Source organism: Actinoallomurus iriomotensis (assembly GCF_030269445.1).
Taxonomy (GTDB): domain Bacteria; phylum Actinomycetota; class Actinomycetes; order Streptosporangiales; family Streptosporangiaceae; genus Actinoallomurus; species Actinoallomurus iriomotensis.
In genome coordinates this window covers 1-26,233 of record NZ_BSTJ01000005.1, presented here as the reverse complement: position 1 = coordinate 26,233, position 26,233 = coordinate 1, and the positions used below count along the sequence as shown (strand labels likewise).

Below are 26,233 nucleotides of genomic sequence, written 5' to 3'. Positions count from 1 at the left end.
CGCGGACACTATCAATTGTTTATCTCGATATCGGCATTGATAGAGCGATAAATCGCGGCCATCTTGGCGCGCGTCGCCGCCCAGCCGAACTCCTCCCGTACGCGCCGGCGTGCCCGCTCCCCCATGGCCCGCGCGGCGTCCGGGTACTCCAGCAGGACGCGGATCGCCCGCGCCAGCTCCGCGGGCCGGTCCGGGGCGACCAGGCGGCCGTGCGCGCCGTCGGCCATGATCTCGCGTACGGCGGGCAGCCCGGACGCCACCACCGGCGTGCCGGCGGCCATCGACTCGAGGATCTTCAGGGGCGCGCAGCCCTGGTCGACGTTGCGCGCGCAGCCGGTCAGCGGCGCGACGGAGACCTCCGCCCCGGCGAGCCAGGCGGCCACCTCGGCGTGCGGCAGCGTGAACCGCCAGACGATCCGGTCGGCGACGCCGAGCCGCCCGGCGAGACGGCGCAGCGCCCGCGCGCGGCGTTCCGGCACGGACGAGCAGATGACGAGCCGGAGCCCGGTCAGGTCGGCGAGCCGGGCGAACGCACGGAGCAGCACGTCGAGCCCCTGCCACGGCTGCAGCGCGCCCACGTAGACGATGTACCGCTCCGGCGCGTCACGGGGGCGCGGCGTCTCCTGCGGCACGTCGGCGCCGTTCGGGACCAGGTGGATCCGGTCCTCGGGCACACCCCGCCGTACGAGCGCGGACGCGATCACTCCGGAGGGCACCACGACCGTGTCCGCCCGCTCCAGGCAGCGGTCCTCCAGCTCGGCGATCCGGGCGAGCGTGGCCGGCGGCGCCAGCGGCCAGGTGTGGGCCAGTTCGATGGAGGGCAGCCCGTTCACCTCGTACACCACGCGGTACCGCCGGCCGGGCGCGGTCACGACGGGCAGGGCGCTCCACGGGTCGCGGACGTGGCAGACCCGCATCGTGGAGACGTGCGGCGCCAGGTGCGCGGCGACCCAGGCGGAGTAGGCCTCCGCGCGGTCGATCAGGTTGGGGATCCGCTCGTCGAACCGGGCGATCTCGACGCCGCGGTCCGGTTCCCACTGGTAGCGCGGCAGGCCGCCCCCGCCCAGCACGCCGAGCAGGCCGCCGCCGAACTCCTCGAACAGCGCCGCCGCCATCTGCCCGATGTGCACCGCGGAGCCCTTGGTGGAGGGATACCGGTCGAAGGCGAAGTACGCCGCGCGGGCCTCCCGCCACCGCTTCTGCCCCGGCGCGGTCACGACGGCCGCCCCGCGGGACCGGCGCCGGAGGCGTGCGCGGGCTCGGGGCCCACGGCGCGCCGGCGGTGCCAGGCCACCTGGTCGGCCAGACCCTCGGCGAGGCCGATCCGGGGCGACCAGCCGAGGAGCCGTGCCGCCTCGCCGCTGTCCGCCCACGTACGGGCCGCGTCACCGCGCACGGCGGCCCGGTGGTCGATCCGCGGCCGTACGCCGAGCAGGCCGGCCAGCAGGTCGATCGCGGCCCGCACCGGGACGTGCTCCGGGTGCCCGACGTTGAGCACGGTGCCGGGCGGCAGCCCGGTCGTGGCGGCGGCGACGGTGGCCGCGACGACGTCGTCGACGTGCGTGAAGGCGCGCGACTGGCCGCCGTCGCCGAAGACCGGCAGCGGGCGCCCGGCGAGGCCCGCCTCGATGAACCGGTGGAAGGCCATGTCCGGACGCTGCCGGGGGCCGTAGACGGAGAAGTACCGCAGCACGACGGTGGACAAGCCGCGGGCGGCGGCCTCCGCGGTGAGGCGCTCCATCTCGGCCTTGCTGGCCGCGTACGGGCTGGCGGGCCGCAGCGGATCCCGTTCCGTGTGCGGGCAGCCGCCGGCCGAGCCGTACACCGAGGAACTGGAGGCGACCACGAAACGCGGCGGCGCGGCGGCGGCCGCACAGGCGGCGAGCAGCCGCCGGGTGGCGGTGACGTTGTCGCGGACGGCGGCGGCGCGGCCCGCGCCCCACGAACTGCGGACACCCGGGCGGCCGGCCAGATGCACGACGACGTCCGCGCGGACGAGTGCGGTGAGGTCGCCGACCGCGAGGTCGGTCTCGACCCGGTGGACGCCGGGCCGGTCCGCGAGACCGGCCCAGTTCACCCGCGCGGCGGCGGGCGAGGCGGAACGCGCGGGCGCGTCGACGGCGACCACCTCGTGCCCGGCATGGGCCATCGCCTCCACCACATGGCTTCCGACGAACCCGGCCGCCCCCGTCACCACCGCCCGCACGCTGCGCACCTTAGCGGATCACCCGGTACCGGGACGTTCCGGCGCTCAGAGCCGGATGATGACCAGGGCGGTGTCGTCCTCGGCGCCGTCGGCCACGCCGAGATCGGAGAGGAGCGCCTCGGCCAGCCGCTCCGGGTCGAGCCGGGCGATGCCGGCGAAGGCAGCCGGTGAGGCGGCGCGGGCCGTCGTCGATGTCCTCCCCGCGGCGTTCCACGAGACCGTCGGTGTACAGGACGAGGGTGGCGCCGGGCGCGTACGGCAGGTCCGCCCGGGGCCGTGGGACGTCGGCCATGGGGACGCCCAGGGGGGGTCGGTGGCCTGGTCCAGGAAGTGGACGGTGCCGTCGGGCTGGAGCGGCACGGGCGGGAGGTGGCCGGCACAGCTGTAGGTGATCATCTGCCGCGCCCGGTCGATGACGACCTGGACGGGGTGCCGGCCAGCGCCCCGTCGACGGAGCGGGCGTAGCGGCCGAGCGCCTGCAGCGCCTGCGCGGGGTCCCCGACGACCTGGATCCCCGCGGCTGAGGGCGCTGCGCAGCTGTCCCATCACGCCCGCGGCCGCCAGGCCGTGCCCGACGACGTCCCCCACGGCCACCGCCGGCCGGGTGTCGCTCAGTTCGACCAGGTCGTACCAGTCGCCGCACACGTTGAGCGTGCCGACGGCGGGCAGGTAGCGCACGGCCACGTCCGTGCGGGGGCCGCCGTCGGCCGCGGGCCGCATGGCCTGCTGGAGGGCCGGCGCGATCTCGCGCTCCCGCGCGTAGGCCGTCCTGAGCTCCTCGTTGAGCTCGTACAGCTCACTGGCGCGGGAGAACAGCTCGGCGGCCTGGAATCCGTCCGCTCCGCCGGGAGCGGTCGCGGCGCCGGTGCATGACGAACTCGGTCACGTCCTCCGAGCGCGCGACGAACAGGACGGCGTCGCCGTCCGGGCCGGTGACCGTGCTCCAGTACCGCTCCTCGAACTCACCGGGACGCGCCCCTTCACGGGGATGTCGTGCTGCATCGGCCCCTGGACGTCGCGTCTCCCCGTGGCCGACGCCCGCCGCACCGACGCCTGCAGGCCGCGCATGCTGCGTTCCCAGCCGTCGTGGTCGGGACCGCCGCACGGGAACGCGTCCGGGTACGTCGACGGGAAACGGTGCCATATCCGGACACGCGCCCAGGGGACAACCGACATCGCGCGACGCTACGGTCGGGTTGGCCGATCACCGGGTCGGCAGCGAGAATCGGCACCCGCGGAGCGTCCATGACCGAACGCAGCGAGGAAATCGAAGACACGGTCCCCTGTGGCATCTCTCCGACGGAGGAGGGCCGATGACCGCTCTCTCTCCGGCACTTCCGGGCGCCCGACCCGGCGGTGCGACCGCGGGTCGCGGCCTGGGTCTGCTCCTCATCATTCCGGCCGCGCTGACCGGGCTGATCACGCTCGTCGTGCCGAGCGCGCAGACCGTCGTGCGGAGTTTCCAGCGGGGCGGTGTCGTGGGCACCACGCACTCCGCCGGGCTGCGCAACTACACCCACCTCCTGAAGGAGAGCGCCTTCTGGGAGGCCCTGGCCTTCTCGCTGTCGTTCGCCGTGGTCCCGCTGCTGATCCTGCTGGTGGTCGGGACCGCGCTCGCCGCGGCGCTCGATCGGGCCGGCACGTGGCCGCGTCGCGTCGGCCGGGTGCTGCTGTCCCTGCCGCTCGTGACGTTCTCTCCGGTCGCGATCGCCGCCGGGTGGGTCCTCGGGCAGCGTGACGGCGGCATCGCGACCGTGTTCGGCCGGGTGCCGACCGCGCACGGGTGGTCGCCCACTCTTCAGCTCATCACCGGGGCGGCGATGTTCGGCCTGCTGTGCGGGCTGGCGCTGCTCGTCTTCCTGCCGCTCCTGCGCGGCCGTGCGCGGGGCCGCCCGGTCACCCCGGCGCTGGTCGCGGTCGGCTCGATCGTCGTTCTGGCGGGCGTGGCGGTGGCGCTCCAGGTGTTGACCGTGAGCCAGACGATGAGTCCGCGGACGACGCTCGCGGCGCTGCAGTACCGCGTTTCGTACTTCTACTTCGACTTCGGCAGGGGCGCGGCCGTCGCGACCCTGACCGGGCTGATGCTCGGCGTGCTCGGCGTCGCCGCCACCTTCGTCGCCGTACGGACCGGGCTGCGGATCGATCTCGGGCCGGGCGACGACGCCGCCGCGCCGAAGCGGCCGGACGCCGGAGGCCGCCTGGTGATCGGCGCCCTGGCCCTGGTCGTCGTCGTGATCGTCGGGGTCGTCTGCTCCTGGCCGTGGCTGTCGGCCCTCTTCTCGTCCGGGCGCTCCGTTCCGCTGGGGCCGTCCACCGCGCGCCTCCTGCTCAACACGTGGGTGCCGCCGGTGCTGGGCGCGATCATCTCGGTCGGCACGGCGTTCCTGGCCGCCCTCGGCATCGGCGGCCTGCGCCCGCTCGGCCGCCACAGCGAGTGGCTCCTGCTGGCGTTCGCGCCGTGGCTGTTCGTCGGCGTCACGCCGCTGAGCGTCGCCGACTTCGACAACGCCCGGCATCTCCACCTGCTCAACCGCTTCATCGGCCTAGTGCCGCCGATCCTGCTGAGCGTGCCGTCGCTGCTCGTGCTCACGCTGTTCTGCCGCAGCCGCGCGGCGCGGTGGCGCGCGGGCGGGGCGGGCTTCTTCCCGCAGGTGGTGGTGCCCGCGCTGCCGCTCGCCGCGCTCATGGGCGGCGTGACCGTGCTGTTCGGCACGCAAGGTGTGCTGTGGCCGAGCGCCGTGGCCAGCCGGCTCGACGACCAGACCGCGCCCCTCCTGGTGCTGAGGCAACTGGGCGGTTTCGCGGGCCGTCCGGCGCTCGGCGTGGCGACGCCGCTCGTCCTGGTGATCGTGCTCTTCCTCGCCCTCGGAGTACTGCAGATCTTCTACCTCGACCGGCTGGTCATCACCACCGGTCCGGCCGGCGAGGCCGAGGCGGACACGCCCGGCGGGCCGCTCCCCCAGGCGCGCGCCCCGTGGCCCGCTCCCGGGTACGGTCCCCCGCCGCCCGGTCCGTACGGTCCCCCACCCGGGGCGTACGGTCCGCCGGCCGGCCCGTACGGTCCACCGCCACCCGCGCCCGCCGGTCCTTACGGTCCGCCGGCCGGCCCCGGCGGCTACCGGCCTCCGCCCGGCCACCGTCCCCCGCCGCCCGCGCCACCGGCGGATGACACGGGACGCCCGGCGAGCGAGACGCACGAACCGGAGGACACCCGGGCCGAGGAACCCGACCGCGAGGAGCCGGACCGTCCCCGCTAGGGGGCGCTTGGCCCCGGTATGCACGTTTGCGAATGGAGGGGAGGGTATTCACCTCGTCGGTTCCGATCGACGGCGAGGGAGCAGGGAGGCCGCATGGGCGCCGATGGTCTGAGAACGATCGAGACGAATGTGCCCGCGCGGCTCGACCGGCTGCCCTGGGCGCGCTGGCACTGGCTCATCTTGGTCGGCCTGGGCACCGTGTGGATCCTCGACGGCCTCGAGGTGAACGTGGTCGGGGTCATCGGCCCACGGCTGACCTCCAAGGGCGGCGGGCTGGGGCTGAGCGACTCGCAGGTCGGCCTGGGCGCGGCGCTGTACGTGGCGGGCGCCTGCGCCGGAGCGCTCGTCTTCGGGTACCTCACCGACCGGTTCGGGCGCAAGAAGCTCTTCCTCGTCACGCTCGCGGTCTACCTGCTCGCGACCGTGGCGACCGCGTTCTCCTTCTCCCCACTCTGGTTCTACCTGTGCCGGATCGTCACCGGCATGGGAATCGGCGGCGAGTACGCGGCGGTCAACTCCGCCATCGACGAGCTGATCCCCGCGCGGCTGCGCGGCACCGTCGACGTCGTGGTGAACGGGTCGTTCTGGCTGGGCACGACCTTCGCGGCGCTGCTGTCGGTGCCGGTGCTCAACGCGTCGGTGCTGCCGGAGAACCTCGGCTGGCGGCTGCTGTTCGCCCTCGGCGCCATTCTCGGCATCGGCATCCTCTTCGTCCGGCGGATCGTCCCGGAGAGCCCACGTTGGCTGTTCATCCACGGCCGGGACCGCGAGGCCGAGGAGGTCGTCCGCGGCATCGAACGGGAGGTCGCCGACGAGACCGGCCGGCCGCTCGACGAGGTGGACGAGAAGATCACAATCCGTCAGCGGCACACGGTCGGCTTCGGCGAGATCGCCCGCACCGCGGTGAGCCGCTACCCCCGGCGCACCGTCCTCGGGCTGTCGCTCTTCGTCGGCCAGGCCTTCCTGTACAACGCGGTGTTCTTCACGTACGCGCTGGTCCTGTCGAAGTTCTTCAAGACGCCCGACGACCACGCCGGCTGGTACCTGATCCCGATCGGCCTCGGCAACTTCGGCGGCGCGTTCGTGCTCGGCCGCCTGTTCGACCGGCTGGGCCGCAAGGTGATGATCTCCGGCACGTACATCCTGTCGGGCGTGCTGCTGATCGGCACCGCGATGCTGTTCCGCGGCGGCCACCTGTCGGCCGTGACGCTCACCGTCTGCTGGGTCGTGGTGTTCTTCTTCGCCTCGGCCGGCGCCAGCTCCGCGTACCTGACCGTCTCGGAGATCTTCCCGATGGAGACCCGCGCGATGGCCATCGCCGCGTTCTACGCCGTGGGCACCGCGCTCGGCGGCATCATCGGCCCGCTGCTGTTCGGCAAGCTCGTCGACACCGGCCACACCGGTACGGTCGCCGGCGGTTACCTGCTGGGCGCGGGCCTGATGATCCTCGCCGGCATCGTGGAGCTGGTCCTCGGCGTGGAGGCCGCCGGGCGTTCGCTGGAGGACATCGCCGCTCCGCTCTCCGCCGAGCAGCCCGCGGTGAGCGCCGGCCGGTAGCGGCCGTCCGTCTCCCCGACCGTGCCAGGTGACACAGCGGCCCGCTCCGGGTGCGCCCATCATGAAGGGCGGAGCCTGGGGGTGGGATGGACGGAACGCCATCGGCCGACACCGCACGAGACGACGACGGGGAGCAGGACGAGGCTCCCGACACCACCGGCGAGGACGACGTCCTGCCGGCGGTGGCGACCCTCCGCTGGTACGACCACGCCGAGGCGGCCGCGACCGCGCGGTTCACCGCCGTCGCCCGCCGGCTGCCCGCGCTGGTCGGCCGGGCGCTGCACCTGGCCTGGCGCGCCGGGCCCGCCGACACGATCACCACGATCACGCTGAACCTGCTGTCGGGCGTCTTCACGGCGCTCGGGCTGCTCGCCACGACCGGTGTGCTCGACGCGCTGCTCGCCGCGGGCCCGACGCCGGACCGGGTACGGGCGGCGCTGCCGTCCCTGCTCCTCGTGGGCGGCGCGGCGGTCCTGCGGTCGCTGCTGTCGGCCGCCGCCGGGTGGGCGCAGTCCCGGCTGACGCCGCGGGTCCAGCAGCGGGCCGAGGTCGAGCTGTACGAGGTGACGAGCCGCATCGACCTGGCCAGCTATGACGACTCGGAGTTCTACGAGGCGCTCATGCGCGCCGAGGGACCGGGCGCCTCGGCGGCGCAGCAGGTGGTGTCCGCCACGATCGACATCGTCACCGGCCTGACCTCCTTCGTGGCCGCCGCGATCGCCATCACCGCGCTGCATCCGGTGTTGCTGCCTCTATTGCTCGTCACCGCGCTGCCCGAAGCGTGGGCGGCGATCCGCGTCGCGCGCTCGCGGTACCTGATGATGGTGGAGACCGTCGGGCCCCGCTACCACTCGGTGATCCTCGGCGACCTGCTCAGCAACCGCCGCTACGCCGCCGACCTGCGCTCGTACACCCTCCAGGACCTGCTGCTCGCCCAGTACCGGCGCGTGGCCGGGATCTACCGTGACGCCCAGCTCCGCCTGGCGCGCAAGAACGTCACCACCCGCCTCGCCGGGGACGCCGGATCCGGGCTGGCCAGCGGGCTGGTCTACCTCGCGCTCGGGCTGCTGCTGGCCGCCGCGTGGCTGCCCCTCGCCGTCGCCGGCACCGCCGTCCTGGCCATCCGTACGAGCCGGGCGGCCCTGTCCCAGCTGATCCACGCGGTGAACGACTGCTACGAGCAGGGCCTGTACCTCACCGACTACACGACGTTCCTCGCGACCGCGCGCACCCACCTGCCACCGCCGCCCACCGCCGAGGTCCCCGACGGATTCACCGCGATCACCGTGGAGAACGTGTCGTTCACCTATCCCGGGGCCGATGAGCCCGCCCTGCGGGACGTGTCCCTCACCCTGCCCGCCGGACAGATCATGGCGCTGGTCGGGGAGAACGGCTCGGGCAAGAGCACGCTGGCCAAGCTGCTCGCCCACCTGTACACGCCCGGGTCGGGCCGCATCCGCTGGGACGGCGCGGACCTCGCGGACGCCGACCCCGAGGCCGTACGCTCACGGGTCGCGGTCATCGCGCAGGACCACGCCCACTGGCCGATGACCGCGCGCGCCAATGTCGTGCTGGGCGACGAGGACGAGGCCGGGCGCCTCGACCGCGCCGCCGTCTCCGCCGGCACCGACGAGGTCGTCGCCGGGCTGCCCCACGGCTGGGACACGATGCTGGATCGCCGGTTCAAGGACTCCCACGAGCTGTCCGGCGGCCAGTGGCAGCGTGTCGCCGTCTCCCGCGGCTTCTACCGCGACGCGCCGTTGATCATTTGCGACGAGCCGTCCTCGAACCTGGACGCGCGGGCCGAGCACACGCTCTTCGAGGCGATCCGCCGCCACATGCGCGGCCGTACGGTCGTCCTGATCACCCACCGGCTGGCCAACATCCGCGACGCCGACGTCATCCACGTCCTCGAACACGGCACGATCACCGCCAGCGGCACCCACGACGAACTCATGGCGCGCGAGGGCGCGTACCGCGACCTGTACCTGTTGCAGGCGTCCGCGTACGAGTCCGCGTCGGGTGAGGCCGTTCCGCAGGCGTGAGCGGTCCCTGCCGGCCGCGTCGCGGTCAGGGGACGAGCGGCCGCACCTCCTGGGCGACGAACCGTACGAAGGCCTCCGGATCGGGCTCGTCGCCGGTCGGCTGCAGAACCACGGTGGTGGCGCCGGCGTCCGCCCACCGCCGGACGGCGTCGGCGACCGTACGCGCGTCACCGGCGACGCCGCCGGCCACGGGGTCGCGGCCCTCGCGACGCAGCTGGGCGGCCACCCGCCCGGCCGCGTCCGGGCCGGTGGCGGCGAGGAGATAGACGACCACCGGATGCGGGTCGACGCGGCCGGCCGCCGCCCGTCCCTCGTCCACGAGCCGGCGGGCCGCGCGTACCTCGTCCGTCGTCGTACCCCCGGTGAGGATGGTGCCGTCGGCCGCCTCGCCGCACAGGCGGAGCGAGCGCGGACCGGTCGCGCCCGCGAGGATCGGCGACGGCGTCGAGGGCGGCCAGTCCAGCTTGACCGCGTCGAGGCGGACGTAACGCCCGTCGACGGTGACCTCCTCGCCGTCGAGCAGCGCGCGCAGCACGGTGAGGTGCTCACGCAGGAGCGTCACGGGCGACTCGACCTGCGCGCCGACCTGCGCCATCCAGTCCTGAACGCCGTGGCCGACGCCGACCGTCGCGCGCCCGGGGAACAGCCGGTGCAGCGCCGCGATCTCCATCGCCGCCAGAGCGACGTTGCGCAGCGGCACGGGCAGCAGCCCGACGCCGACGCGGAGCCGGCCGGTCCAGCCGAGCACGGCGGAGGCGGTGGCGACGCCGCTCCCCCAGAAACAGTCCTCCCAGAGCCAGAGTTCCTCCAGTCCCGCGTCGTCGGCCGCGCGGGCGAGGTCGCGTAGTCGTTCGGGTGGCAGCTGGGGCAGGCTCACCGCGCCGAGAACGGTCATGACTCTCCTTCGCCGGGAAGTGACAAGAGAGACCGCGCCTCTTTCTCGCCGAGCCCGGTCACGGGGCCATCCTCGCCGACCCGCCGCGCGTACGGAAAGCGATGATCCTTCGGTGAGCCCGGGACGGTCCGTACGCGGGCGCCGGTCCGCGTGCCGCACGGTGGAGACTGATGGCAGCGGACGACGCCGATCCGTCCGCCGACCGCGATGAGACGAGGAGAGAAATGGGTTCGCCACTGTCCGATCTCGGCCTGACCTCCTCCGTGCTCGCGGCGCCGATGGCCGGAGGCGCCGGCACGCCCGCGCTGGTCACGGCGGCCGCGCGAGCGGGCGGCCTGGGCTTCCTCGCCGCCGGTTACAAGACGCCCGAGGCACTGGCCGGGCAGATCGCCGCCGTACGTGCCGAGGGCGTGCCGTTCGGCGTCAACGTGTTCGCGCCCAACCCGGTGCCCGTGGACGCCGAGGCGTACCGCCGGTACGCGCGGGCGATCCAGGCCGAGGCCGAGCCGTACGGGCTGGATCTGACCGCCGGCGAACCGGTCGAGGACGACGACCACTGGAAGGACAAGATCGACCTGCTGCTCGCCGATCCCGTTCCGGTGGTGAGCTTCACGTTCGGGGTGCCGGAACCGGCCGTGATCGCGGCCCTGCGCGCCGCCGGCAGCCTCATCGCCCAGACGGTCACGTCCGCCGAGGAGGCCCGGCTGGCCGAGGAGGCGGGAGCCGGGCTGCTCATCGTCCAGTGCTCGGCGGCGGGCGCGCACTCGGGCACGCTCACGCCGGAGCGCCTCCCGCCGGAGATCCCGCTCACCGAACTGGTCGCCCGCGTACGGCCGGTGACGGACGTCCCACTGGTCGCGGCCGGCGGGCTCGCCACACCGGACGACGTCGCCGGGACGCTGCGGGCGGGCGCGGTCGCGGCCATGGTCGGCACGGTCCTGCTGCGAACGGACGAGAGCGGCGCCACCGCCGCCCACCGAGCGGCGCTGACCGACCCGGCGCGCGACCGTACCGTCGTCACCCGGGCGTTCACCGGCCGTCCCGCCCGCGGGCTGCGCAACCGCTTCACCGACCGGTACAGCGACGGCGCGCCGTCGGGCTACCCCGCCGTGCACCACCTGACCAGCCCCCTGCGCAAGGCGGCGGCGGCAGCGAACGACCAGGAGGTGCTCCACCTGTGGGCGGGCACGGGCCACCGGCACGCGACCGCCGAACCGGCCGCCCAGGTCCTCACCCGGCTGGCGTCGAAGCTGTGATCGACTTGTGGACGGAGCGGGGGGGAGTGTCGGTGGTGGGGATTAGGCTGACGGGCGTGAGCGGAGAGGAGGGGCGGGCGGCAGAAGACCGCTATGCCGACCTGGTCGACCAGATGACCGCGATCCACGGCGTCGACCCGCCGAACGGGGGCCGCGGCTTCGGCCGCACGGCGCTGCGCTTCCACGGCAAGATCTTCGCGATGCTCGTCCGCGGCCACCTGGTCCTGAAGCTACCGGCCGCCCGGGTCGGGGAGCTGGTCGCCGCCGGTGAGGGGACGCACTTCGACGCGAACAAGGGCACACCGATGCGCGAGTGGCTGAGCCTGGCCCCCGACTCCGGCCACGACTGGCCCGCGCTGGCCCAGGAGGCTTTGACCTTCGCCCACGCGAACCGCCGCTCCGGTTAGGCACATCGTCCGCTTCCCCAGGTCGCGCTCCCGGCCGTGACGCTCTTGGGCGGGGTGCTCGATGGCGAAGAGGTCACCGTTGGCGGGCGTTATGTCCGCCTCGACGCGGTGAGACCGGACTGGCCGCCGTTCGGCGCCTTGTCCCGCGCGCGGTATCGGCGCGCACGGCACCAGCACGCACTGCATCGGCGCGCATGGCACCCGCACGGCCTTCCGGCCAGAGACGCCCGGCCAGGGATAATGACGCCCGCCTCCCCGGGCCGCCGCGTCTCTCGGCACGGCGCCTCACGGCACGGCGCGGCGCGGCGTCTCGTGGCGTGGCGCGGCGCAGCGCGGCGCAGCGTCTCGCGGCGCGGCACGGCACAGGGTGACGCGGCACGGCACGGCACGGGGTGACGCGGCACGGCGTGGTACGGCGTGGTGCGGCGTGGTCGATCGGTAACGCCCTGCCCCTAGTCCCCCGAACGGCACGGAAGGTCTGCGAGCGACGACGACCGCCGCCTCTCCCCTGCCCTGCGGCCCGGCTGACCGACGGGAGGCGAGGCCGCCCGAGGCTGTCCCCGTCGTCGCCCCCCACAGCGGCAGCCGGTCCGTCGGGGCCTCCCGCCGCCGTCGTCACGCGGTTGCCCGGCCGGAGACGACGACCGCCCCGCGCCCCTCGCCGCCCCGCGCCGCGCCGCGCCGCGAGACACCGCACCGTCCCGCTCGCCTCGACGTCGCCGCGTCGGCACCACACGTAGGGCCGGCCGTCAGGGAGGATGGCCGCTCTCCCGCTGTGCCGGCCGTCGCTACACGGCCGTCTGGTCAAAGACGACTACCGACCCCGTAGCGCCTCCCGCCCCTCGCCGCCACGGCACGGCGTGGCACGGCCCGCCGAGAGCCGCGGCCGGCCTGTCACGGGCGATGCTCGCTCCGTCACGGCGGCCGCCACCACTTCGGCGGTCGCCACGACACCGTCACCTCGGCCGTCGTGAGATGCCGCTGCCCGGAGGACCGACGCCTCCAGATCGCCTGTCACCCAACCTCGCGTCGCCTCGCCGGCACTGCAGGGCGCATATCACCCATCAAGGTCGATGGCCGCCGCCCGGAGGACCGCCGACTCCACATCGCCTGTCACCCAACCTCGCGTCGCCTCGCCGGCACTGCAGGGCGCGTATCACCCATCAAGGTCGAGGGCCGCTGCCCCAGTGCGCCGGCCGTCGCCATACGGCCGTCTGGGTGGAGGTGACTACCGACTCCGCACCGCTTCCCGCTCGTTCCCGCGCCGTCTCGATGTCGCCGTGCCGGCGGGGCGTTCGGTATGAGTGCGCCGTCCAGGGGGAACGTTTTTGCAGGTCAGACATGTGATCGGAGGAGTCATGATGCGGCTGAGCGCGCGTAACCAGGTTCGGGCCACAGTCACTCGCGTCACGGAGGGCGAGGCGACGGCCAATGTGGAGCTGGACGCGAGCGGCGTGCGCATGGTCGCGTCCATCACGGTTGAGGCGGCGCGGGAGCTGGGACTGTCCGAGGGTCGGGAGGTCGTCGCCATGATCAAGGCCTCGGACGTCATCCTGGCCGTTCCCGACTGAGAACCGCGGACGGAACGCGAACGAGAGGCACACCTGACGCCGGCCATCCTCGACGGAGACCCGCGCCGGCGGAGGACGTCACGCCGACTCCCTCGGCTGAGAGCCGCCGGGACCCTCGGCTGAGAGCCGTTGAGCCAGGCGGGCGGAAGACGCCGTCTCCCCGGCAGAGGACCGCACAGGCGGAGGACGTTGCTGTGGCCCCTCATCAAAGGGGACCCCGGCTCCTCGGACACGGCGCTGGTCGTTCCCCGCCTGGGGTCCGACAGGCGGAAGGTCATGCTGACACCCATTGACCGGGAACGGCCGGTGAGAACTGGCCGCCGCACCGCCCACCCCTCCCCGCCCCGGCTGGAAGCCGTACGGACCTCGGACACGGCGCTGGCCGGCCCCCCGCCTGGGGTCCGACAGGCGAAAGGTCATGCTGACACCCATTGACCGGGAACGGCCGGTGAGAACTGGCCGCCGCACCGCCCACCCCTCCCCGCCCCGGCTGGAAACCGTACGGACCTCGGACACGGCGCTGGCCGGTCCCCCGCCGGGGCCCGACAGGCGAGAGGTCGTGCGGCCCCCATTGACTGGGAATGCGCCGGTGAGAACCGGCCGCCTCTCGCGTCCACACCGCCCCCGGCCGAAAACCATGCGGACCTCAGACGCCGCGCCGGCCGATCGCCGCCCGCGGCCCGGCGGACGAAGGGCCACGCCGATCCACATTGACTAGGAATGCGCCGGTGAGAACCGGGCTGACCTAGGACGCCGCGCCGTACCCCACTCACCCCCCAACCCACCCCTGCCCGAAACGGTGCGGATCTCCGACGCTGGCCGGTCCCCGCCTGAAGAGACCGGCGGGCGAAAGGTCACTCTGCTCATCCCCGGCCAAGGCAGCGTAGGCAGAAGCAGGTGCGAGAAGCCCCCCTGTGTGGCATATGCGCCGCCCTGGGCGCGTCAGGGGTGGAATATGCGATAGTACGGTGGGGCGACGGGACGGTCACGGTGACACGTGGTCCGAGCGCCCTCACAGGGTCCCAGCCCCCCGACTGCACGAGGAGACCAAGGTGATCGAACGTCTGCCCCGCAGCGTCCGGGTGCTGCTCGCCGCCGCGCTCGGGACGAGTCTGACGCTGGCGGCCGGATGCGGGAGCACCGGCGACGACTCGTCCAAAGGCAAGACGCTCTTCGTGTTCGCCGCCGCGTCGCTGACCGAGACGTTCACCTCCCTGGGCAAGACCTTCGAGGCGGCCCACCCGGGCGTGAAGGTGAAGTTCAACTTCGGCGGCAGCTCCACCCTGGCGCAGCAGATCACGCAGGGCGCCCCGGCCGACGTGTTCGCCGCCGCGAGCCCGGCCACCATGAAGACCGTGACCGACGCCAAGGACGCCGCCGGCGCGCCGACGACCTTCGTCCGTAACCGGCTGGAGATCGCGGTGCCGCCCAGCAACCCCGGCAAGGTCAAGGCGCTCAAGGACCTGACCAACCCCAAGCTCAAGGTCGTCGAGTGCGCGCCTGAGGTGCCGTGCGGCGCCGCCGCGCTCAAGGCCCTCGCGGCGGCCGAGTTGAAGGTCAAGCCGGTGTCGCAGGAGCAGGATGTCAAGGCCGCGCTCACCAAGGTTCAGCTCAACGAGGCCGACGCGGCTCTCGTCTACCGCACCGACGTGAAGTCCGCGGGCGGCAAGGTCACGGGCATCGACTTTCCCGAGGCGGCCCAGGCGATCAACGACTACCCGATCGCCACGCTGGCCAAGGCGCCGCAGCCGGCGCTCGCCAAGGAGTTCGTCCAGCTCATCCTGTCCGGCCAGGGCAAGTCCGTCCTTCAGCAGGCAGGGTTCGAGAGTCCCTGACCCGTGAGCGCGGCGGGGGCCCTCCGGAGCGGGCCCCCGCCCTCCCCTAACGGACGGCGGGCAGGACGCTGCGCTTGTCCTTCGGAAGCGCCTGAACGAGGGACGGCGGGACGTTGAGCGTGTCGGCCGTGACCCGCGCGGGCAGGTTGGCCATCCACTGGTTCGCGGAGATGTCCTCGAACCTCGGGTTGCGGAACATCTCCAGGAACACCAGCGGCTCGTCGCCGAGGTTCTCGACGTAGTGCCCGTACGCGAACGGGACGTATCCGACGTCGCCGGCCTGGAAGTCGAACGTACGGGCCAGGCCCGAGCCGGCGAACACTCCCATCCGCCCGAACCCGGAGATGTAGTACTGCCACTCGTCGTCGGTCGGGTGCCAGTGGAGTTCGCGGAGCGCGCCGGGTTCGAGCTCCACGAGGGCCGCCGCGATCGTGGTCGCCGCGAAGTTCGTCGCGTCGGTGATCCGTACGGTGCCTCCGTCGAAGCGCATCGGCGGCTGCGTGTGCATCCGGTGCTTGAACGTCCGGGGCACGTCGCCGCTCGGGCTGATGATCCGCGCGGCGTCGTCCAGCGGCGGCGGCACCTGCCCGTCGAAGATGTACTTCTCCCGCTCCGGCATCTTCGCCAGCTGCTCGGGCGTCCAGCCGAGGTTCTTGGCGAGCACGCTCTTGGGCGTGTGCGCGAAGAAGTCGCTCAGCATGAACGTGGAGTTCTCCGAGAACGCCCCGTCGTCGAAGACGAGCAGGAACTCCACGCCCTCGTCCAGCGCCTGGATGTAGTGCGGGATGCCCTTCGGGAAGAACCACAGGTCGCCCTGCTCGACGTCGTCGAGGAACCCGCGTCCGGCCTGGTCGACCGCGCCGATCCGGCAGCTCCCCTCCAGCACGTACGCCCACTCGGACTCCTTGTGCCAGTGCAGTTCGCGGTACGCGCCGGGGTTGAGCTTCATGTCGACGCCGGCGAGCGTGGTGGCGACCGGCAGCTCGCGCTGGGTGACCTCACGGGTCCATCCCCCGTTCTCGATGCGGGTGTGCGCCATGGAGAAGGAGAACTTCAGGTTCGGCAGGGTGCCGTGGTCGGTCGGCGGCGGCGTGAGCAGGTCCGGGTTCTGCCGGTCCAGCTCGATGTTGCGCGGACCGGTGTCGAGGCCGCCCTGCCCGTCGCGCTGCGGTTGCGGTACGGCCTGCGGAGCGCGGTCGGCCGGGCGTCGCTTCAGTCTCATCCGAGTCCTTTCCCTGGTCCGCGAGACGGTCACTTGGGGGCGGATAGCCGCATAAGCCCGAAATACCCCGATGCCAGGAAAGCCGGTCACGCGCCGAACCAGCATTGGGCAAAGACGCGGGCGGCGCGTCGCGGCGGACCACCGCGGAGCCCGAATCTTTCCGATCACCCCCATCGCCTTGGTGGTTAGTGCGCCGGGGCGCGGGTAGGCCGCCGCCCATGGCGGAGATGACACTGCGAGTCAACGGATCGGTACGGGAACTCGACGTCGATCCCCGCACCTCGTTGCTCGACCTGCTCCGTGAGCGTCTGGGGCTGACCGGTACGAAGAAGGGGTGCGACCACGGGCAGTGCGGCGCCTGCACCGTGCTGCTCGACGGGCGGCGGGCCAACGCGTGTCTCGCGCTCGCGGTCGCCTGCGACGGGTCGGAGGTCACCACCGTCGAGGGACTCGGCGGTGCCGCGGACGGCGACGAGCCCCATCCCCTCCAGACCGCCTTCGTCGAGCGGGACGCCTTCCAGTGCGGCTACTGCACGCCCGGCCAGCTCTGCTCGGCCGCCGGCATGCTCGCCGAGCGCGGGCCGAGCGCGGTCACCGCCGACCTCACCGACGATCCACCGCTGACACCGGAGGAGATCCGGGAGCGCATGAGCGGCAACCTGTGCCGCTGCGGCGCGTACGTCAACATCGTCGCCGCGATCCAGGAGGCGGCCCGGTGAAGCTCTTCGAGTACGCACGCGCCGCCGACGCGCGGGAGGCCCTGGAACGGTTCCGGCCCGGCACGATGTACCTCGGCGGCGGCACCAACCTCGTCGACCTGATGCGGCTCGGCGTCGCCCGGCCGGACTTTCTCGTCGACGTCACGCGCCTGCCGTACGACACGATCGACGCCGACGGCGACGGGCTGCGCATCGGCGCCGCCGTGCGCAACAGCGACCTGGCCGCGCATCCGGCGGTCCGTGAGCGCTATCCGATGCTGGCCCGGGCCGTGCTCAGCGGCGCCTCCGGCCAGGTGCGCAACATGGCGACGACCGCCGGCAACCTGCTGCAGCGCACCCGCTGCCCGTACTTCCAGGACGTCTCGCGGCCGTGCAACAAGCGCCGGCCCGCCTCGGGGTGCCCGGCGATCCCCGGCGACCACGAGAACCTGGCGATCCTCGGGCACTCCGAGCAGTGCGTGGCGACCCATCCGTCCGACATGGCGGTGGCGCTCGCCGCGCTCGGCGCGCAGGTGCACGTCACCGGCCCCGCCAGCGACCGGGTCGTGCCGATCCCGGGCCTGCACCGGCTCCCCGGCGCCGAGCCGGAACGCGACACCGTCCTGACGCCCGGCGAGCTGATCACGGCGATCACGCTGCCTCCGCCGCCTCCGGGCCGCTCCCACTACCGGAAGGTGCGTGAGCGCGCGTCGTTCGCCTTCGCTCTCGTCTCGGTCGCCGCGGTGCTGGACGTCGACGAGGCGAGTGACACCGTACGCGACTGCCGGATCGCGCTCGGCGGCGTCGCCCACGTGCCGTGGCGGGCCGAACGCGCCGAGGCGGCGCTGCGGGGCGCACCGGCGACCGAAGAGGAGTTCGTCCGGGCCGCCGAGGCCGAGCTGGCCGAGGCCCGGCCGCTGCCACGGAACGCCTACAAGGTGCCGCTCGCCCGCAACCTGATCGTCCGGACCCTCCAGGAGCTGATCCCGTGAACCGCGTCGAGGGACGCGACAAGGTCACCGGCCGGGCGCGGTACGCGTTCGAGTACCCGGCCGAGGACGTCGCGTACGTCCACCCCGTCCAGGCGGCGGTGACCCGCGGGCGGATCCTCTCGGTCGACGCCACCGACGCCCTCGCGACACCGGGGGTGCTGGCCGTGCTGTCCTGCGCGGAGCCGCCCGCGCTCGGCTCGCGGGAGGACGCCGAGCTCGCGCTGTTCCAGAGCGACCAGGTGGCCTACCGCGGGCAGCTCGTCGCGGCGGTCGTCGCGCGCGCGCCGGAGACGGCACGGGAGGCGGCCGAACACGGGGTGCGGATCGGCTACGACGCCGAGCCGCACGACGTGCTGCTGCGGGCGGACCATCCCGGTCTCTACACCCCGGAGAAGGTCAACCCGGGGATGCCGGCCGAGACCCGGCGGGGCGACGTCGAGGCCGGGTTCGCCGAGGCGGCGGTCACCGTCGACGCGACCTACACGACGCCCACATTGCACAACAACCCGATGGAACCGCACGCCACGATGGCCGTCTGGGAGGAGAACGGCGACCTGACGCTGTACGACTCGACCCAGGGCGCCGCCGACGACCGCGACACGATCGCGGAGGTGCTCGGCCTGCCGCCGGAGCGGGTACGGGTGGTCGCGCCGCACGTCGGAGGCGGCTTCGGGTCCAAGGGCACCACGCGCCCGAACGCCATCCTCGCGGCGCTCGCGGCGCGGGCCGCCGGGCGCCCGGTGAAGCTGGCGCTGACCCGGCAGCAGATGTACGACCTCACGGGTTACCGTACGCCCACCATCCAGCGCGTCCGGCTCGGCGCGGACGCCGAGGGTCGGCTGACCGCGATCAGCCACGAGGCCGTCGAACAGTCCTCGACGCTCATGGAGTTCGCCGAGCAGACCGCGGCCCCGACGCGGGTCATGTACGCGGCGCCGAACCGCCGGACGACCCACCGGCTCGTGCGCCTCGACGTGCCCACGCCGTCGTGGATGCGCGCGCCGGGCGAGTGTCCCGGGATGTTCGCGCTGGAGTCGGCCATGGACGAACTGGCGGTCGCCGCCGGCATCGACCCGATCGAGCTGCGGATACGCAACGAGCCCGACGTCGACCCGGAGAACGACCTGCCGTTCAGCTCCCGCAACCTGGTCGCCTGCCTGCGGGAGGGCGCCCGCCGGTTCGGTTGGGAGGGGCGCGACCCCCGGCCCGGCATCCGGCTCGACGGGCGGTGGCTCATCGGTACGGGCGTGGCCGCCTCCACCTATCCCTCCCGGCGGATGGCGTCCACGGCCGACGCGACCGTCGAGGACGGCGACTTCGTCATCCGGATCGCCGCCGCCGACATCGGCACGGGCGCCCGTACGGTGCTGACGCGGATCGCGGCCGAGACCCTGGGCACCGCGCCCGAGCGCGTGCGCGTCGAGGTCGGCGACAGCGCCCTGCCGCGCGCCTCGCTCGCGGGCGGTTCGATGGGGACGGCCTCGTGGGGGTCGGCGGTCGTACGGGCGTGCGAGGCGCTGCTGAAGAACGGTGAGCGCGGCACCGCCGACACCACCGAGGACGTCGAGGGCGACACCGGCTTCTCCCGGCACGCGTTCGGCGCGCAGTTCGCCGAGGTACGGGTCGACCTGGACACCGGCGAGGTCCGCGTGCCCCGGCTGCTCGGCGTGTTCGCCGCCGGGCGGATCCTCGAGCCGAAGCTCGCGCGGTCGCAGTTCGTCGGCGGCATGACGATGGGCATGGGCATGGCCCTGATGGAGCAGACGATCGTGGACGAGCGGGACGGCGGCTTCCTGAACCACGACCTCGCGCAGTACCACGTGGCCGCCTGCGCCGACGTCCAGGACATCGACGCGGTGTGGATCGAGGAGGAGGATCCGCACCTCAACCCGATGGGTGCCAAGGGCGTCGGGGAGATCGGCATCGTCGGCACCGCCGCCGCCGTCGCCAACGCCGTCCACCACGCCACCGGACGGCGCGTGCGCGACCTTCCGATCACCCCGCCGAAACTGGTCGGCTGACGCGGGAACGAGTCCGATCTCGATACGCTGAGTCCTTGCCTTTGGACGGTGCCGCGCGGCCGGTCGCGCGGGCCGGAGACGAGTTGACGCAGGGAGCAGGAGTACCCCAATGAGCGCGCCGACGCAGCAGGAGAGGTTCAGTTTTCAGGCCGAGGTCGTCCAGCTTCTCGACCTGATGATCCACTCGCTGTACAGCAACAAGGAGATCTTCCTGCGGGAGCTGATCTCCAACGCATCCGACGCGATCGACCGGTTGCGGTTCGCGCAGCTGACCGAGCCCGGCCTCGACGAGGACGAGGAAGAGCTGCGGATCCATGTCGCCTTCGACAAGGACGCGCGCACGATCACCATCACCGACAACGGCATCGGCATGAGCCGGCAGGAGGTGATGGACAACATCGGCACCATCGCCAAGTCCGGCACCCGGGAGTTCTTCCAGGCGCTGACCGGTGACCAGCGCAAGGACGCGACGCTCATCGGCCAGTTCGGCGTCGGCTTCTACTCCTCCTTCATCGTGGCCGACCGGGTGACGCTGACCACCCGCCGCGCCGGGCTGTCCGCCGAGGAGGGTGTGCGCTGGGAGTCCGACGGCCGCGGGGAGTACGCCCTGGAGACCGTCGAGCGGCCACGGCGCGGCACCGAACTCGTCCTGCACCTGCGTGAGGGCGAGGACGACCTGCTGAACCACCACCGGCTGCTCACGATCATCCAGAAGTACTCCGACCACATCAGCCTGCCGATCGTGATGCCGCAGGACGGCGGCGACGACGCCGGCGAGGACACCGTGGTCAACCGCGGCTCCGCGCTGTGGGCGCGCCCGAAGAGCGAGATCGACGACGCCGACTACAACGAGTTCTACAAGCACGTCGCGCACGACTTCGCCGACCCGCTCGCCCATCTGCACAGCAAGATGGAGGGCACCTACGAGTACACCCTGCTGCTGTTCATCCCGGCGACCGCGCCGTTCGACCTGTGGATGCCCGAGGCCCGGCACGGCGTGAAGCTGCACGTCCAGCGGGTGTTCATCATGGACGACACGGGCCAGCTGATGCCGAACTACCTGCGGTTCGTCCGCGGGGTCATCGACTCGGCCGACCTGCCGCTCAACGTCTCCCGCGAGATCCTCCAGAGCAGCCGGGTGGTCGACAACATCCGCTCCAGCGCGGTCAAGAAGGTCCTGCGGCTGCTGAAGGACCTGGCCGAGAAGGAGCCGGAGAAGTACGCCAGGTTCTGGCGCGAGTTCGGCGACGTCCTGAAGGAGGGCGTGGCCGAGGACTTCTCCAACCGCGACGAGATCGCCAAACTGCTGCGGTTCACGACGACGAAGTCCGCGACCGACGAGCCCGACACCTCCCTCAGCGACTACGTCGCGCGAATGAAGGAGGGCCAGGACAAGATCTACTACCTGATCGCCCCGACGCCCGCCGCGGCCAAGAGCAGCCCGCACCTGGAGATCTTCCGCAAGAAGGGCATCGAGGTGCTGCTGCTGGGTCAGGCCATCGACAACTGGCTGGTGACGAGCCTGCCCGACTTCGAGGGCAAGCGGCTCCAGTCGGTCGCCCAGGGCGTCTCCGACCTCGGCGCGATGGAGGACGAGGCCGAGAAGGAGGCGGGTGAGAAGGCCGGCACCGAGCTCAGCGGCCTGATCGAGCGGGTGAAGAAGGCCCTCGGCGACAAGGTGGCCGACGTGCGCACCACCAACCGCCTCACCACCTCGCCGGCCTGCATCGTCGCGGACGAGCCGGACCTCGAGCTGAACCTCATGCGCCGCATGCAGGGTTCGGGGATGCCGAGCCGGCCGATCCTGGAGATCAACCCCGAGCACCCCCTCGTACGCCGGCTCGACCGGGAGGGCAACGAACAGCGCCTCAGCGACTGGGCGCACGTCCTCTACAGCCAGTCGGTGCTGACGCTCGGCGCCCGCATCGAGGACCCGGCGGAGTTCGTCGAGCGGCTCAACGACCTGCTCATGACGCTCGCGGACGGCACCGAGGCGGACGCCGAGAACGCGGACGCCGACGGGGGCTCGGGCGAGGAGTGACCGGCGTGGGCCGGGGCGCCCGACGGTGTCCCGGCCCACCCGCTCCCCCTGTCAGGTCCCGAAGACCTGGAACTCCCACAGCGAGTAGCCGTACGGCGTGCCGCGCTGCGTGCCGTACATCCGCACGTACCGGCCCGAGCCGGAGACGCTCAGGTCCTGCACTCCCCCGGTGCCGCTGGTCGTCGAGTAGACCGTCGTCCAGTTCGTGCCGTCACTGGACGTCTGGAGCTGGAACGCCTTGCCGTAGGCGGCCTCCCAGTTCAGCACGACGTGGCTGAGCTGATGCACCGCGCCGAGGTCCACCTGAAGCCACTGCGGGTCGCTGAACGCGCTGGACCAGCGGGAACCCGTGTCGCCGTCCGTGGCGTTGGCCGCGGCGGTGCCGGGCGCCTCGGTGGACGAGGCGGTCGTCGAGTGCCCCTGCGACAGGTTCGTCCCCGTGCCACCGCCGCCGCCCGGCGCCTTGTTGTAGACCGCGACGTAGTCGATGTTGAGCGAGGCGCCGGACACGGTCGAGGAGTTGGGCCCGCCGCCGAACGCGTCGGGGAACCCGCCGCCCATCGCCAGGTCGAAGATGATGAAGAACGGGTGATCGACGGCGTTCGCCCAGGTGGTGGCGTCCACGCGGTTGGCGGCCAGCGTGAAGTAGTTGGTGCCGTCGAGGTACCAGCGGATCTGCTCCGGCGAGACCGACCGGTCGATCTGCACGGCGTAGGTGTGGTAGCCGGTCTGGCAGCCCGGGCAGGCGTGCTCGCCGCTGCCGATGCCGGTGGACTCGTTGCAGGGCCCGCCGGGGTTCGTGCCGCAGTGCAGGGTGCCGAACACCGAGCTGCGGCCGTTGATGTCCTCCAGGATGTCGACCTCCCCGGAGGTCGGCCACGGCGTGCCGCTGCGCAGCGTCGAGCCGAGCATCCAGAACGCCGGCCAGTAGCCGGCCCCGTTGGCGGTGGTCACGTTGGGCTGCTGGATCGACGCCTGCATCATGACGACGCCGCCGGCGGGCGCGCCGAAAGTCGCGGCCTGCGTCTCGACCCGCCCGGAGGTCCAGCCGGCGCGCGGGTCCGAGCCCGAGTGGAGCGCCTTGAGGACGAGATGTCCCGCGCCGTCCTGGTAGACGTTCGCGGTGCTGTTGGTCATCGTCTCGATCTCACCGGTGCCGAAACCGCTGCCGGGACCGGTGTCGTACTTCCACGTGCCGGTGTTCAGGCCGGTGCCGGCCGCGCCGGTGAAGTCGTCGCTCCACGTGGTGGTGAACCCGGCGGGCGGGGCCGGCACCGCGGCGGGCCGCACGGGAGCCGCCCCGGCGGGCGCGCTCGCGGCGACGGTGGCGGGCGTGAACACGCCGACGGCGAGGATGAGGGCGCCGGCTCCCACCTTGAGCCGGTGCGCCCACGAGGCGCGGAGGTGCCTGTCTTGCCGGTCGAACAACACGATGTGCTCCTTTGCGGGGGCCGTACAGACCCACCCGTACGGCCCCCTGTGGCGAGGGTGACGGTCGATGGGGCGATGGAGCTCTCAGGCGTGGTTCGAGTGGTTCACCAGCCGACGGCGACGAGGAGGTACTGCGGGTCGCCGTGGGAGATGAACGAGGACTGGCCGGCGACGTCGTCGTAGGGGAAGCCGTAGGCCAGGTGGTTGATCGCGTGGTCGTGCCAGAACTTGGCGTAGTAGTTGGCCGGCGCGGCCTTGTAGTACTGGCTCGGGTCCGACTGCTGCGACTGCCCGGCGACGTGCCGGTTGAGCGCGGCGCACATGTTCGGGTTGCCGGCGAGCGAGCCCGCGCATCCGAAGACGTTGGACGTGGGTTCGTTCACGCCGTTCGCCTGGGCGTAACTCGTGAAGTAGTTCGCGTACTGCCCGCCCGTCCGGAACGCGCTGTCGCTGCCGGGCGCCGGGATGTAGTACGGGGCCTGTACCGTCGCGAGGTGCTTGAACTCGGTCGGGACCTCGTTCTGGAACCGCTGGAACGTCGCCGACCGGTCCTCGGCGAACGTCGCCTGGTCCTCGCCGACCTGCGTGTCGTACCCGTCGTGGGCGTGCAGCCGCAGCGCCAGCTTCAGGCCGAACCCGTCGACGCGTGTCGTGTTGCCGTTGAAGACGTCCGGCCCGACGGTGAACTCGATGAAGTCCCGGTACTGGCTGTCCGGTGAGCCGAGGTAGAAGTACATCCGGCCCGCGGAGTTGGCGGGCATGTCGAAGTAGGGCTGCTCGGCGATCGAGTGCGTCTGCCCGTTGAAGCTCCAGTAGACCTGGCTGTCGGGGTAGTGGCCGTTCGTCCGGTTGAGGATCTTCAGCTCGAGGACGTTGTGCGCGGCCGGGATGCCACTGGTGTCGCCCCAGAACGAGTCCGGCGGCGGCGTCGTGGTGCTCCCGGAGTAGACCGCGAACTCCCACAGCGAGTAGCCGTACTGGGTGCTGCGCGTGGTGCCGTACATCCGGATGTACCGGCCGGTGCCGCTGACGCTCAGCGTCTGGGTGCCGCCGGTGCCGGTCGTGGTGCTGTAGACGGTGGTCCAGGTGGACGCGTTGTCGGAGACCTGGATCTGGAAGGCCTTGGCGTAGGCCGTCTCCCAGTTGAGCGTGACCTGGCAGATCTGCTGGGAGGAGCCGAGGTCCACCTGGAGCCACTGCGGGTCGCTGAAGGCGCTGGACCAGCGGGTTCCGGTGTTGCCGTCCACGGCGGCCGACGCGGGGGTACCGGAGTTCTCCGTGGAGGAGGCGGTCGCCGGCCGGTTCAGCGCGACGTTGCTCCCGCCGCACGCGGCGGCCTTCGGAGTGCCGCCGGACAGCGCCTGGGCGCCGGCCGTGAACGGGGCGCCGGCCACGAGGGAGCCGACGAGAAGCATGATCGCGGCGGACGCGATCGCCATGAGGTGGGCGGGCGCGCGACGGCGCGCCGGGGGGCGGAGGGTAGGTCGCACGTGGCGTCTCCCTTTCTGGGGTAGGGAGGTGAGACGCGCGGCTCCGGCGGTGGCGGCCGCCGGAGCCGCGATTCGGCGGATGAGCTCGCCGGATCGTCCGGGCGGGTTCGGGGTGCTGCTGAGAGCGCTCTCACGGCAGACGGTGGCCGTCTTTCCGGCTCCCGTCAAGAGAGTCAAGTCATAACGTTTGGGTAACGGCCAGCGAGAACTCACTCGCCCTGTCGCCGGACATATGCCCTGGCCAGGGTATTTGTTGTTCCACACCCCATTACTCCGCCGAAACGCCACGGAAATATTTCTGGCGGCGGAGACTCCGGCCCATGATCACCTGCGCGGGCCGACAGGCCCGTGCCCTCACGCTCCAGTCGACCGCGCTCGCGCTCGCGCGATACGGGCCCCACCCCGGATTACCAGGAGCCTCGTCTCGTCCCGGGATCAGAAGTCGGGCCGCGTCTTCACCATGGGCAGGAGGCCGGCGGGTGACGTATGACGCTCCGCCCCGAAGGCGGCCGGAAGCCGCCCGTGAAGGAAACCGGCGAAACCCGTGATCACGACCTCCCAGGTCGCCGTGTCCTGGTCGGCCGGCTTAGGGATCATGTCGTAGCTGTCGGGAAACGCCGGCGTGCCGGCCATGCCGGCCAGCGTGGAACCCGCGGTTTCCGCCGGGGTCCCACGTACGCGAGCGAACCAGGATGTGCTGGACGATCCAACCCTCCTTTTCGGCCGGCTTCTTCAGACGCGGGACACCAGTTCCCGCTGGGCGTGCCGCCGGCTGACCGAGGCCGTACGGTGGGCGCACGCGCCGCCCGGTGCGGCCTCGCGCCGGCGGGGCTCGGCGGCCACCGCCGCACTCCAGAGCCGGGCCCGCCCGCCCTGGTCGTGGGCCACGCGACCCCGTCGGACCACGCCCCTCGCCCGCCTTCGCGCCACTCTCGCCGACGACCAGGCGCCAGGGTCTGTCTCGAAGTCCCCCGTCCGCCGCCGCAGTAGGACAGCGGGGCTTCGAGACAGGCTCTAGTAGTGCTTTGTTACGTTTGTGATCTTGGTGGCGATGATCGTGTGTGAGGTCTGGGGAGATCACCGCGGTCCGGTCGCGGTTGGAGGAGTTCGCGGCTGAGGTGTTCGCGGGATTGCCGCGGTCGGATCAGCGCGCCACGGGTGGGCTGTATGTGCGGGGTTTGCTGCTGGACGGGCAGCGTAAGTCGATGCAGCCGATGGCGGAGCGCCTTGGTGTGGATCATCAGCGGTTGCAGCAGTTCATGAGCTCTTCGACCTGGGATTTCATTGGGGTGCGGCGTCGGCTGGCCAC

At 72.4% G+C, this 26,233-nt stretch carries 20 protein-coding genes and 1 pseudogene; 12 read left to right on the top strand and 9 right to left on the bottom strand.

Features of this window, described 5'->3' with window-relative positions; all coding sequences use genetic code 11:
- Positions 1-11: 11 nt before the first annotated feature.
- The 3 genes and pseudogenes from QSK37_RS20895 to QSK37_RS20885 form a co-directional block, all read right to left on the bottom strand.
- Positions 12-1,217: a glycosyltransferase family 4 protein gene (locus tag QSK37_RS20895; protein ID WP_285623617.1), complete on the bottom strand. Its 1,206-nt coding sequence runs from the start codon at positions 1,215-1,217 to the stop codon at positions 12-14.
- The gene (locus tag QSK37_RS20890; RefSeq protein WP_285623614.1) at positions 1,214-2,206 is read right to left on the bottom strand and encodes an NAD-dependent epimerase/dehydratase family protein; all 993 of its coding nucleotides are present in this window, start codon (positions 2,204-2,206) and stop codon (positions 1,214-1,216) included. The genes QSK37_RS20895 and QSK37_RS20890 overlap by 4 nt, the downstream gene beginning before the upstream one ends.
- A gap of 10 nt (positions 2,207-2,216) precedes the next feature.
- A pseudogene (locus QSK37_RS20885) lies at positions 2,217-2,926 on the bottom strand (PP2C family protein-serine/threonine phosphatase).
- Between the two features lie 593 nt (positions 2,927-3,519).
- Here QSK37_RS20885 and QSK37_RS20880 point away from each other — a divergent pair.
- The 3 genes from QSK37_RS20880 (at position 3,520) to QSK37_RS20870 (ending at position 9,065) form a co-directional block, all read left to right on the top strand.
- Positions 3,520-5,463, top strand: a complete 1,944-nt coding sequence (locus QSK37_RS20880; protein WP_285623610.1) for a hypothetical protein — start codon at positions 3,520-3,522, stop codon at positions 5,461-5,463.
- 93 nt (positions 5,464-5,556) lie between these two features.
- Positions 5,557-7,020 (top strand): MFS transporter, encoded by a 1,464-nt coding sequence (locus QSK37_RS20875; RefSeq protein ID WP_285576205.1) that lies wholly within the window; start codon positions 5,557-5,559, stop codon positions 7,018-7,020.
- An 86-nt stretch (positions 7,021-7,106) separates the two neighbouring features.
- Positions 7,107-9,065 (top strand): ABC transporter ATP-binding protein, encoded by a 1,959-nt coding sequence (locus tag QSK37_RS20870; RefSeq protein WP_285623607.1) that lies wholly within the window; start codon positions 7,107-7,109, stop codon positions 9,063-9,065.
- 25 nt (positions 9,066-9,090) lie between these two features.
- On the opposite strand, the gene QSK37_RS20865 is transcribed toward QSK37_RS20870, so the two are convergent.
- Positions 9,091-9,960 (bottom strand): LLM class flavin-dependent oxidoreductase, encoded by an 870-nt coding sequence (locus QSK37_RS20865; protein ID WP_285623605.1) that lies wholly within the window; start codon positions 9,958-9,960, stop codon positions 9,091-9,093.
- 170 nt (positions 9,961-10,130) lie between these two features.
- Here QSK37_RS20865 and QSK37_RS20860 point away from each other — a divergent pair, with 170 nt between their 5' ends.
- The 4 genes from QSK37_RS20860 (at position 10,131) to modA (ending at position 15,029) form a co-directional block, all read left to right on the top strand.
- Positions 10,131-11,216: a nitronate monooxygenase gene (locus QSK37_RS20860; RefSeq protein WP_349497977.1), complete on the top strand. Its 1,086-nt coding sequence runs from the start codon at positions 10,131-10,133 to the stop codon at positions 11,214-11,216.
- A gap of 56 nt (positions 11,217-11,272) precedes the next feature.
- Positions 11,273-11,623, top strand: coding sequence for a hypothetical protein (locus tag QSK37_RS20855; protein WP_285623602.1), 351 nt, complete (start codon positions 11,273-11,275; stop codon positions 11,621-11,623).
- A gap of 1,361 nt (positions 11,624-12,984) precedes the next feature.
- Positions 12,985-13,194, top strand: coding sequence for a TOBE domain-containing protein (locus QSK37_RS20850; RefSeq protein ID WP_285623600.1), 210 nt, complete (start codon positions 12,985-12,987; stop codon positions 13,192-13,194).
- A 1,055-nt stretch (positions 13,195-14,249) separates the two neighbouring features.
- Positions 14,250-15,029 carry a molybdate ABC transporter substrate-binding protein gene (modA, locus tag QSK37_RS20845; protein ID WP_285624936.1) on the top strand — a complete coding sequence of 260 codons (780 nt, stop codon included), beginning with the start codon at positions 14,250-14,252 and terminating at the stop codon, positions 15,027-15,029.
- Positions 15,030-15,075: 46 nt separating this feature from the next.
- Here modA and QSK37_RS20840 read toward each other — a convergent pair whose 3' ends face one another.
- Positions 15,076-16,251, bottom strand: a complete 1,176-nt coding sequence (locus QSK37_RS20840; protein WP_285623594.1) for an oxalate decarboxylase family bicupin — start codon at positions 16,249-16,251, stop codon at positions 15,076-15,078.
- A gap of 218 nt (positions 16,252-16,469) precedes the next feature.
- Between QSK37_RS20840 and QSK37_RS20835 the strand changes: the two genes are divergently transcribed.
- The 4 genes from QSK37_RS20835 (at position 16,470) to htpG (ending at position 22,003) form a co-directional block, all read left to right on the top strand.
- The gene (locus QSK37_RS20835; protein WP_285623592.1) at positions 16,470-16,970 is read left to right on the top strand and encodes a (2Fe-2S)-binding protein; all 501 of its coding nucleotides are present in this window, start codon (positions 16,470-16,472) and stop codon (positions 16,968-16,970) included.
- Positions 16,967-17,941, top strand: coding sequence for an FAD binding domain-containing protein (locus QSK37_RS20830; protein WP_285623590.1), 975 nt, complete (start codon positions 16,967-16,969; stop codon positions 17,939-17,941). Before QSK37_RS20835 ends, QSK37_RS20830 begins: the two co-directional genes overlap by 4 nt.
- Complete coding sequence (locus QSK37_RS20825) at positions 17,938-19,962, top strand: xanthine dehydrogenase family protein molybdopterin-binding subunit (RefSeq protein WP_285623588.1); 2,025 nt, start codon at positions 17,938-17,940, stop codon at positions 19,960-19,962. The genes QSK37_RS20830 and QSK37_RS20825 overlap by 4 nt, the downstream gene beginning before the upstream one ends.
- Before the next feature lie 109 nt (positions 19,963-20,071).
- Positions 20,072-22,003 (top strand): molecular chaperone HtpG, encoded by a 1,932-nt coding sequence (htpG, locus tag QSK37_RS20820; protein WP_285623586.1) that lies wholly within the window; start codon positions 20,072-20,074, stop codon positions 22,001-22,003.
- A gap of 51 nt (positions 22,004-22,054) precedes the next feature.
- Here htpG and QSK37_RS20815 read toward each other — a convergent pair whose 3' ends face one another.
- The 4 genes from QSK37_RS20815 to QSK37_RS20800 all read right to left on the bottom strand — a co-directional run bounded on the left by QSK37_RS20815 (position 22,055) and on the right by QSK37_RS20800 (position 25,830).
- The gene (locus QSK37_RS20815; protein WP_285623583.1) at positions 22,055-23,434 is read right to left on the bottom strand and encodes a discoidin domain-containing protein; all 1,380 of its coding nucleotides are present in this window, start codon (positions 23,432-23,434) and stop codon (positions 22,055-22,057) included.
- A gap of 104 nt (positions 23,435-23,538) precedes the next feature.
- Positions 23,539-24,924 (bottom strand): discoidin domain-containing protein, encoded by a 1,386-nt coding sequence (locus QSK37_RS20810; RefSeq protein WP_285623581.1) that lies wholly within the window; start codon positions 24,922-24,924, stop codon positions 23,539-23,541.
- A gap of 435 nt (positions 24,925-25,359) precedes the next feature.
- Positions 25,360-25,557 carry a hypothetical protein gene (locus QSK37_RS20805; RefSeq protein ID WP_285623578.1) on the bottom strand — a complete coding sequence of 66 codons (198 nt, stop codon included), beginning with the start codon at positions 25,555-25,557 and terminating at the stop codon, positions 25,360-25,362.
- 99 nt (positions 25,558-25,656) lie between these two features.
- Positions 25,657-25,830: a hypothetical protein gene (locus QSK37_RS20800; RefSeq protein WP_285623577.1), complete on the bottom strand. Its 174-nt coding sequence runs from the start codon at positions 25,828-25,830 to the stop codon at positions 25,657-25,659.
- Between the two features lie 155 nt (positions 25,831-25,985).
- Here QSK37_RS20800 and QSK37_RS20795 point away from each other — a divergent pair.
- On the top strand, positions 25,986-26,233 hold a 248-nt coding region (locus QSK37_RS20795), incomplete at its 3' end, for a transposase (RefSeq protein ID WP_432705581.1).

Coding starts and splice junctions, on each gene's coding strand:
- QSK37_RS20850 (WP_285623600.1), top strand. CDS start 12,985: ATGCGGCTGAGCGCGCGTAACCAGGTTCGGGCCACAGTCACTCGCGTC.
- QSK37_RS20840 (WP_285623594.1), bottom strand. CDS start 16,251: ATGAGACTGAAGCGACGCCCGGCCGACCGCGCTCCGCAGGCCGTACCG.
- QSK37_RS20805 (WP_285623578.1), bottom strand. CDS start 25,557: ATGGCCGGCACGCCGGCGTTTCCCGACAGCTACGACATGATCCCTAAG.
- QSK37_RS20870 (WP_285623607.1), top strand. CDS start 7,107: ATGGACGGAACGCCATCGGCCGACACCGCACGAGACGACGACGGGGAG.
- QSK37_RS20835 (WP_285623592.1), top strand. CDS start 16,470: ATGGCGGAGATGACACTGCGAGTCAACGGATCGGTACGGGAACTCGAC.
- QSK37_RS20865 (WP_285623605.1), bottom strand. CDS start 9,960: ATGACCGTTCTCGGCGCGGTGAGCCTGCCCCAGCTGCCACCCGAACGA.
- QSK37_RS20860 (WP_349497977.1), top strand. CDS start 10,131: ATGGCAGCGGACGACGCCGATCCGTCCGCCGACCGCGATGAGACGAGG.
- QSK37_RS20880 (WP_285623610.1), top strand. CDS start 3,520: ATGACCGCTCTCTCTCCGGCACTTCCGGGCGCCCGACCCGGCGGTGCG.
- QSK37_RS20875 (WP_285576205.1), top strand. CDS start 5,557: ATGGGCGCCGATGGTCTGAGAACGATCGAGACGAATGTGCCCGCGCGG.
- htpG (WP_285623586.1), top strand. CDS start 20,072: ATGAGCGCGCCGACGCAGCAGGAGAGGTTCAGTTTTCAGGCCGAGGTC.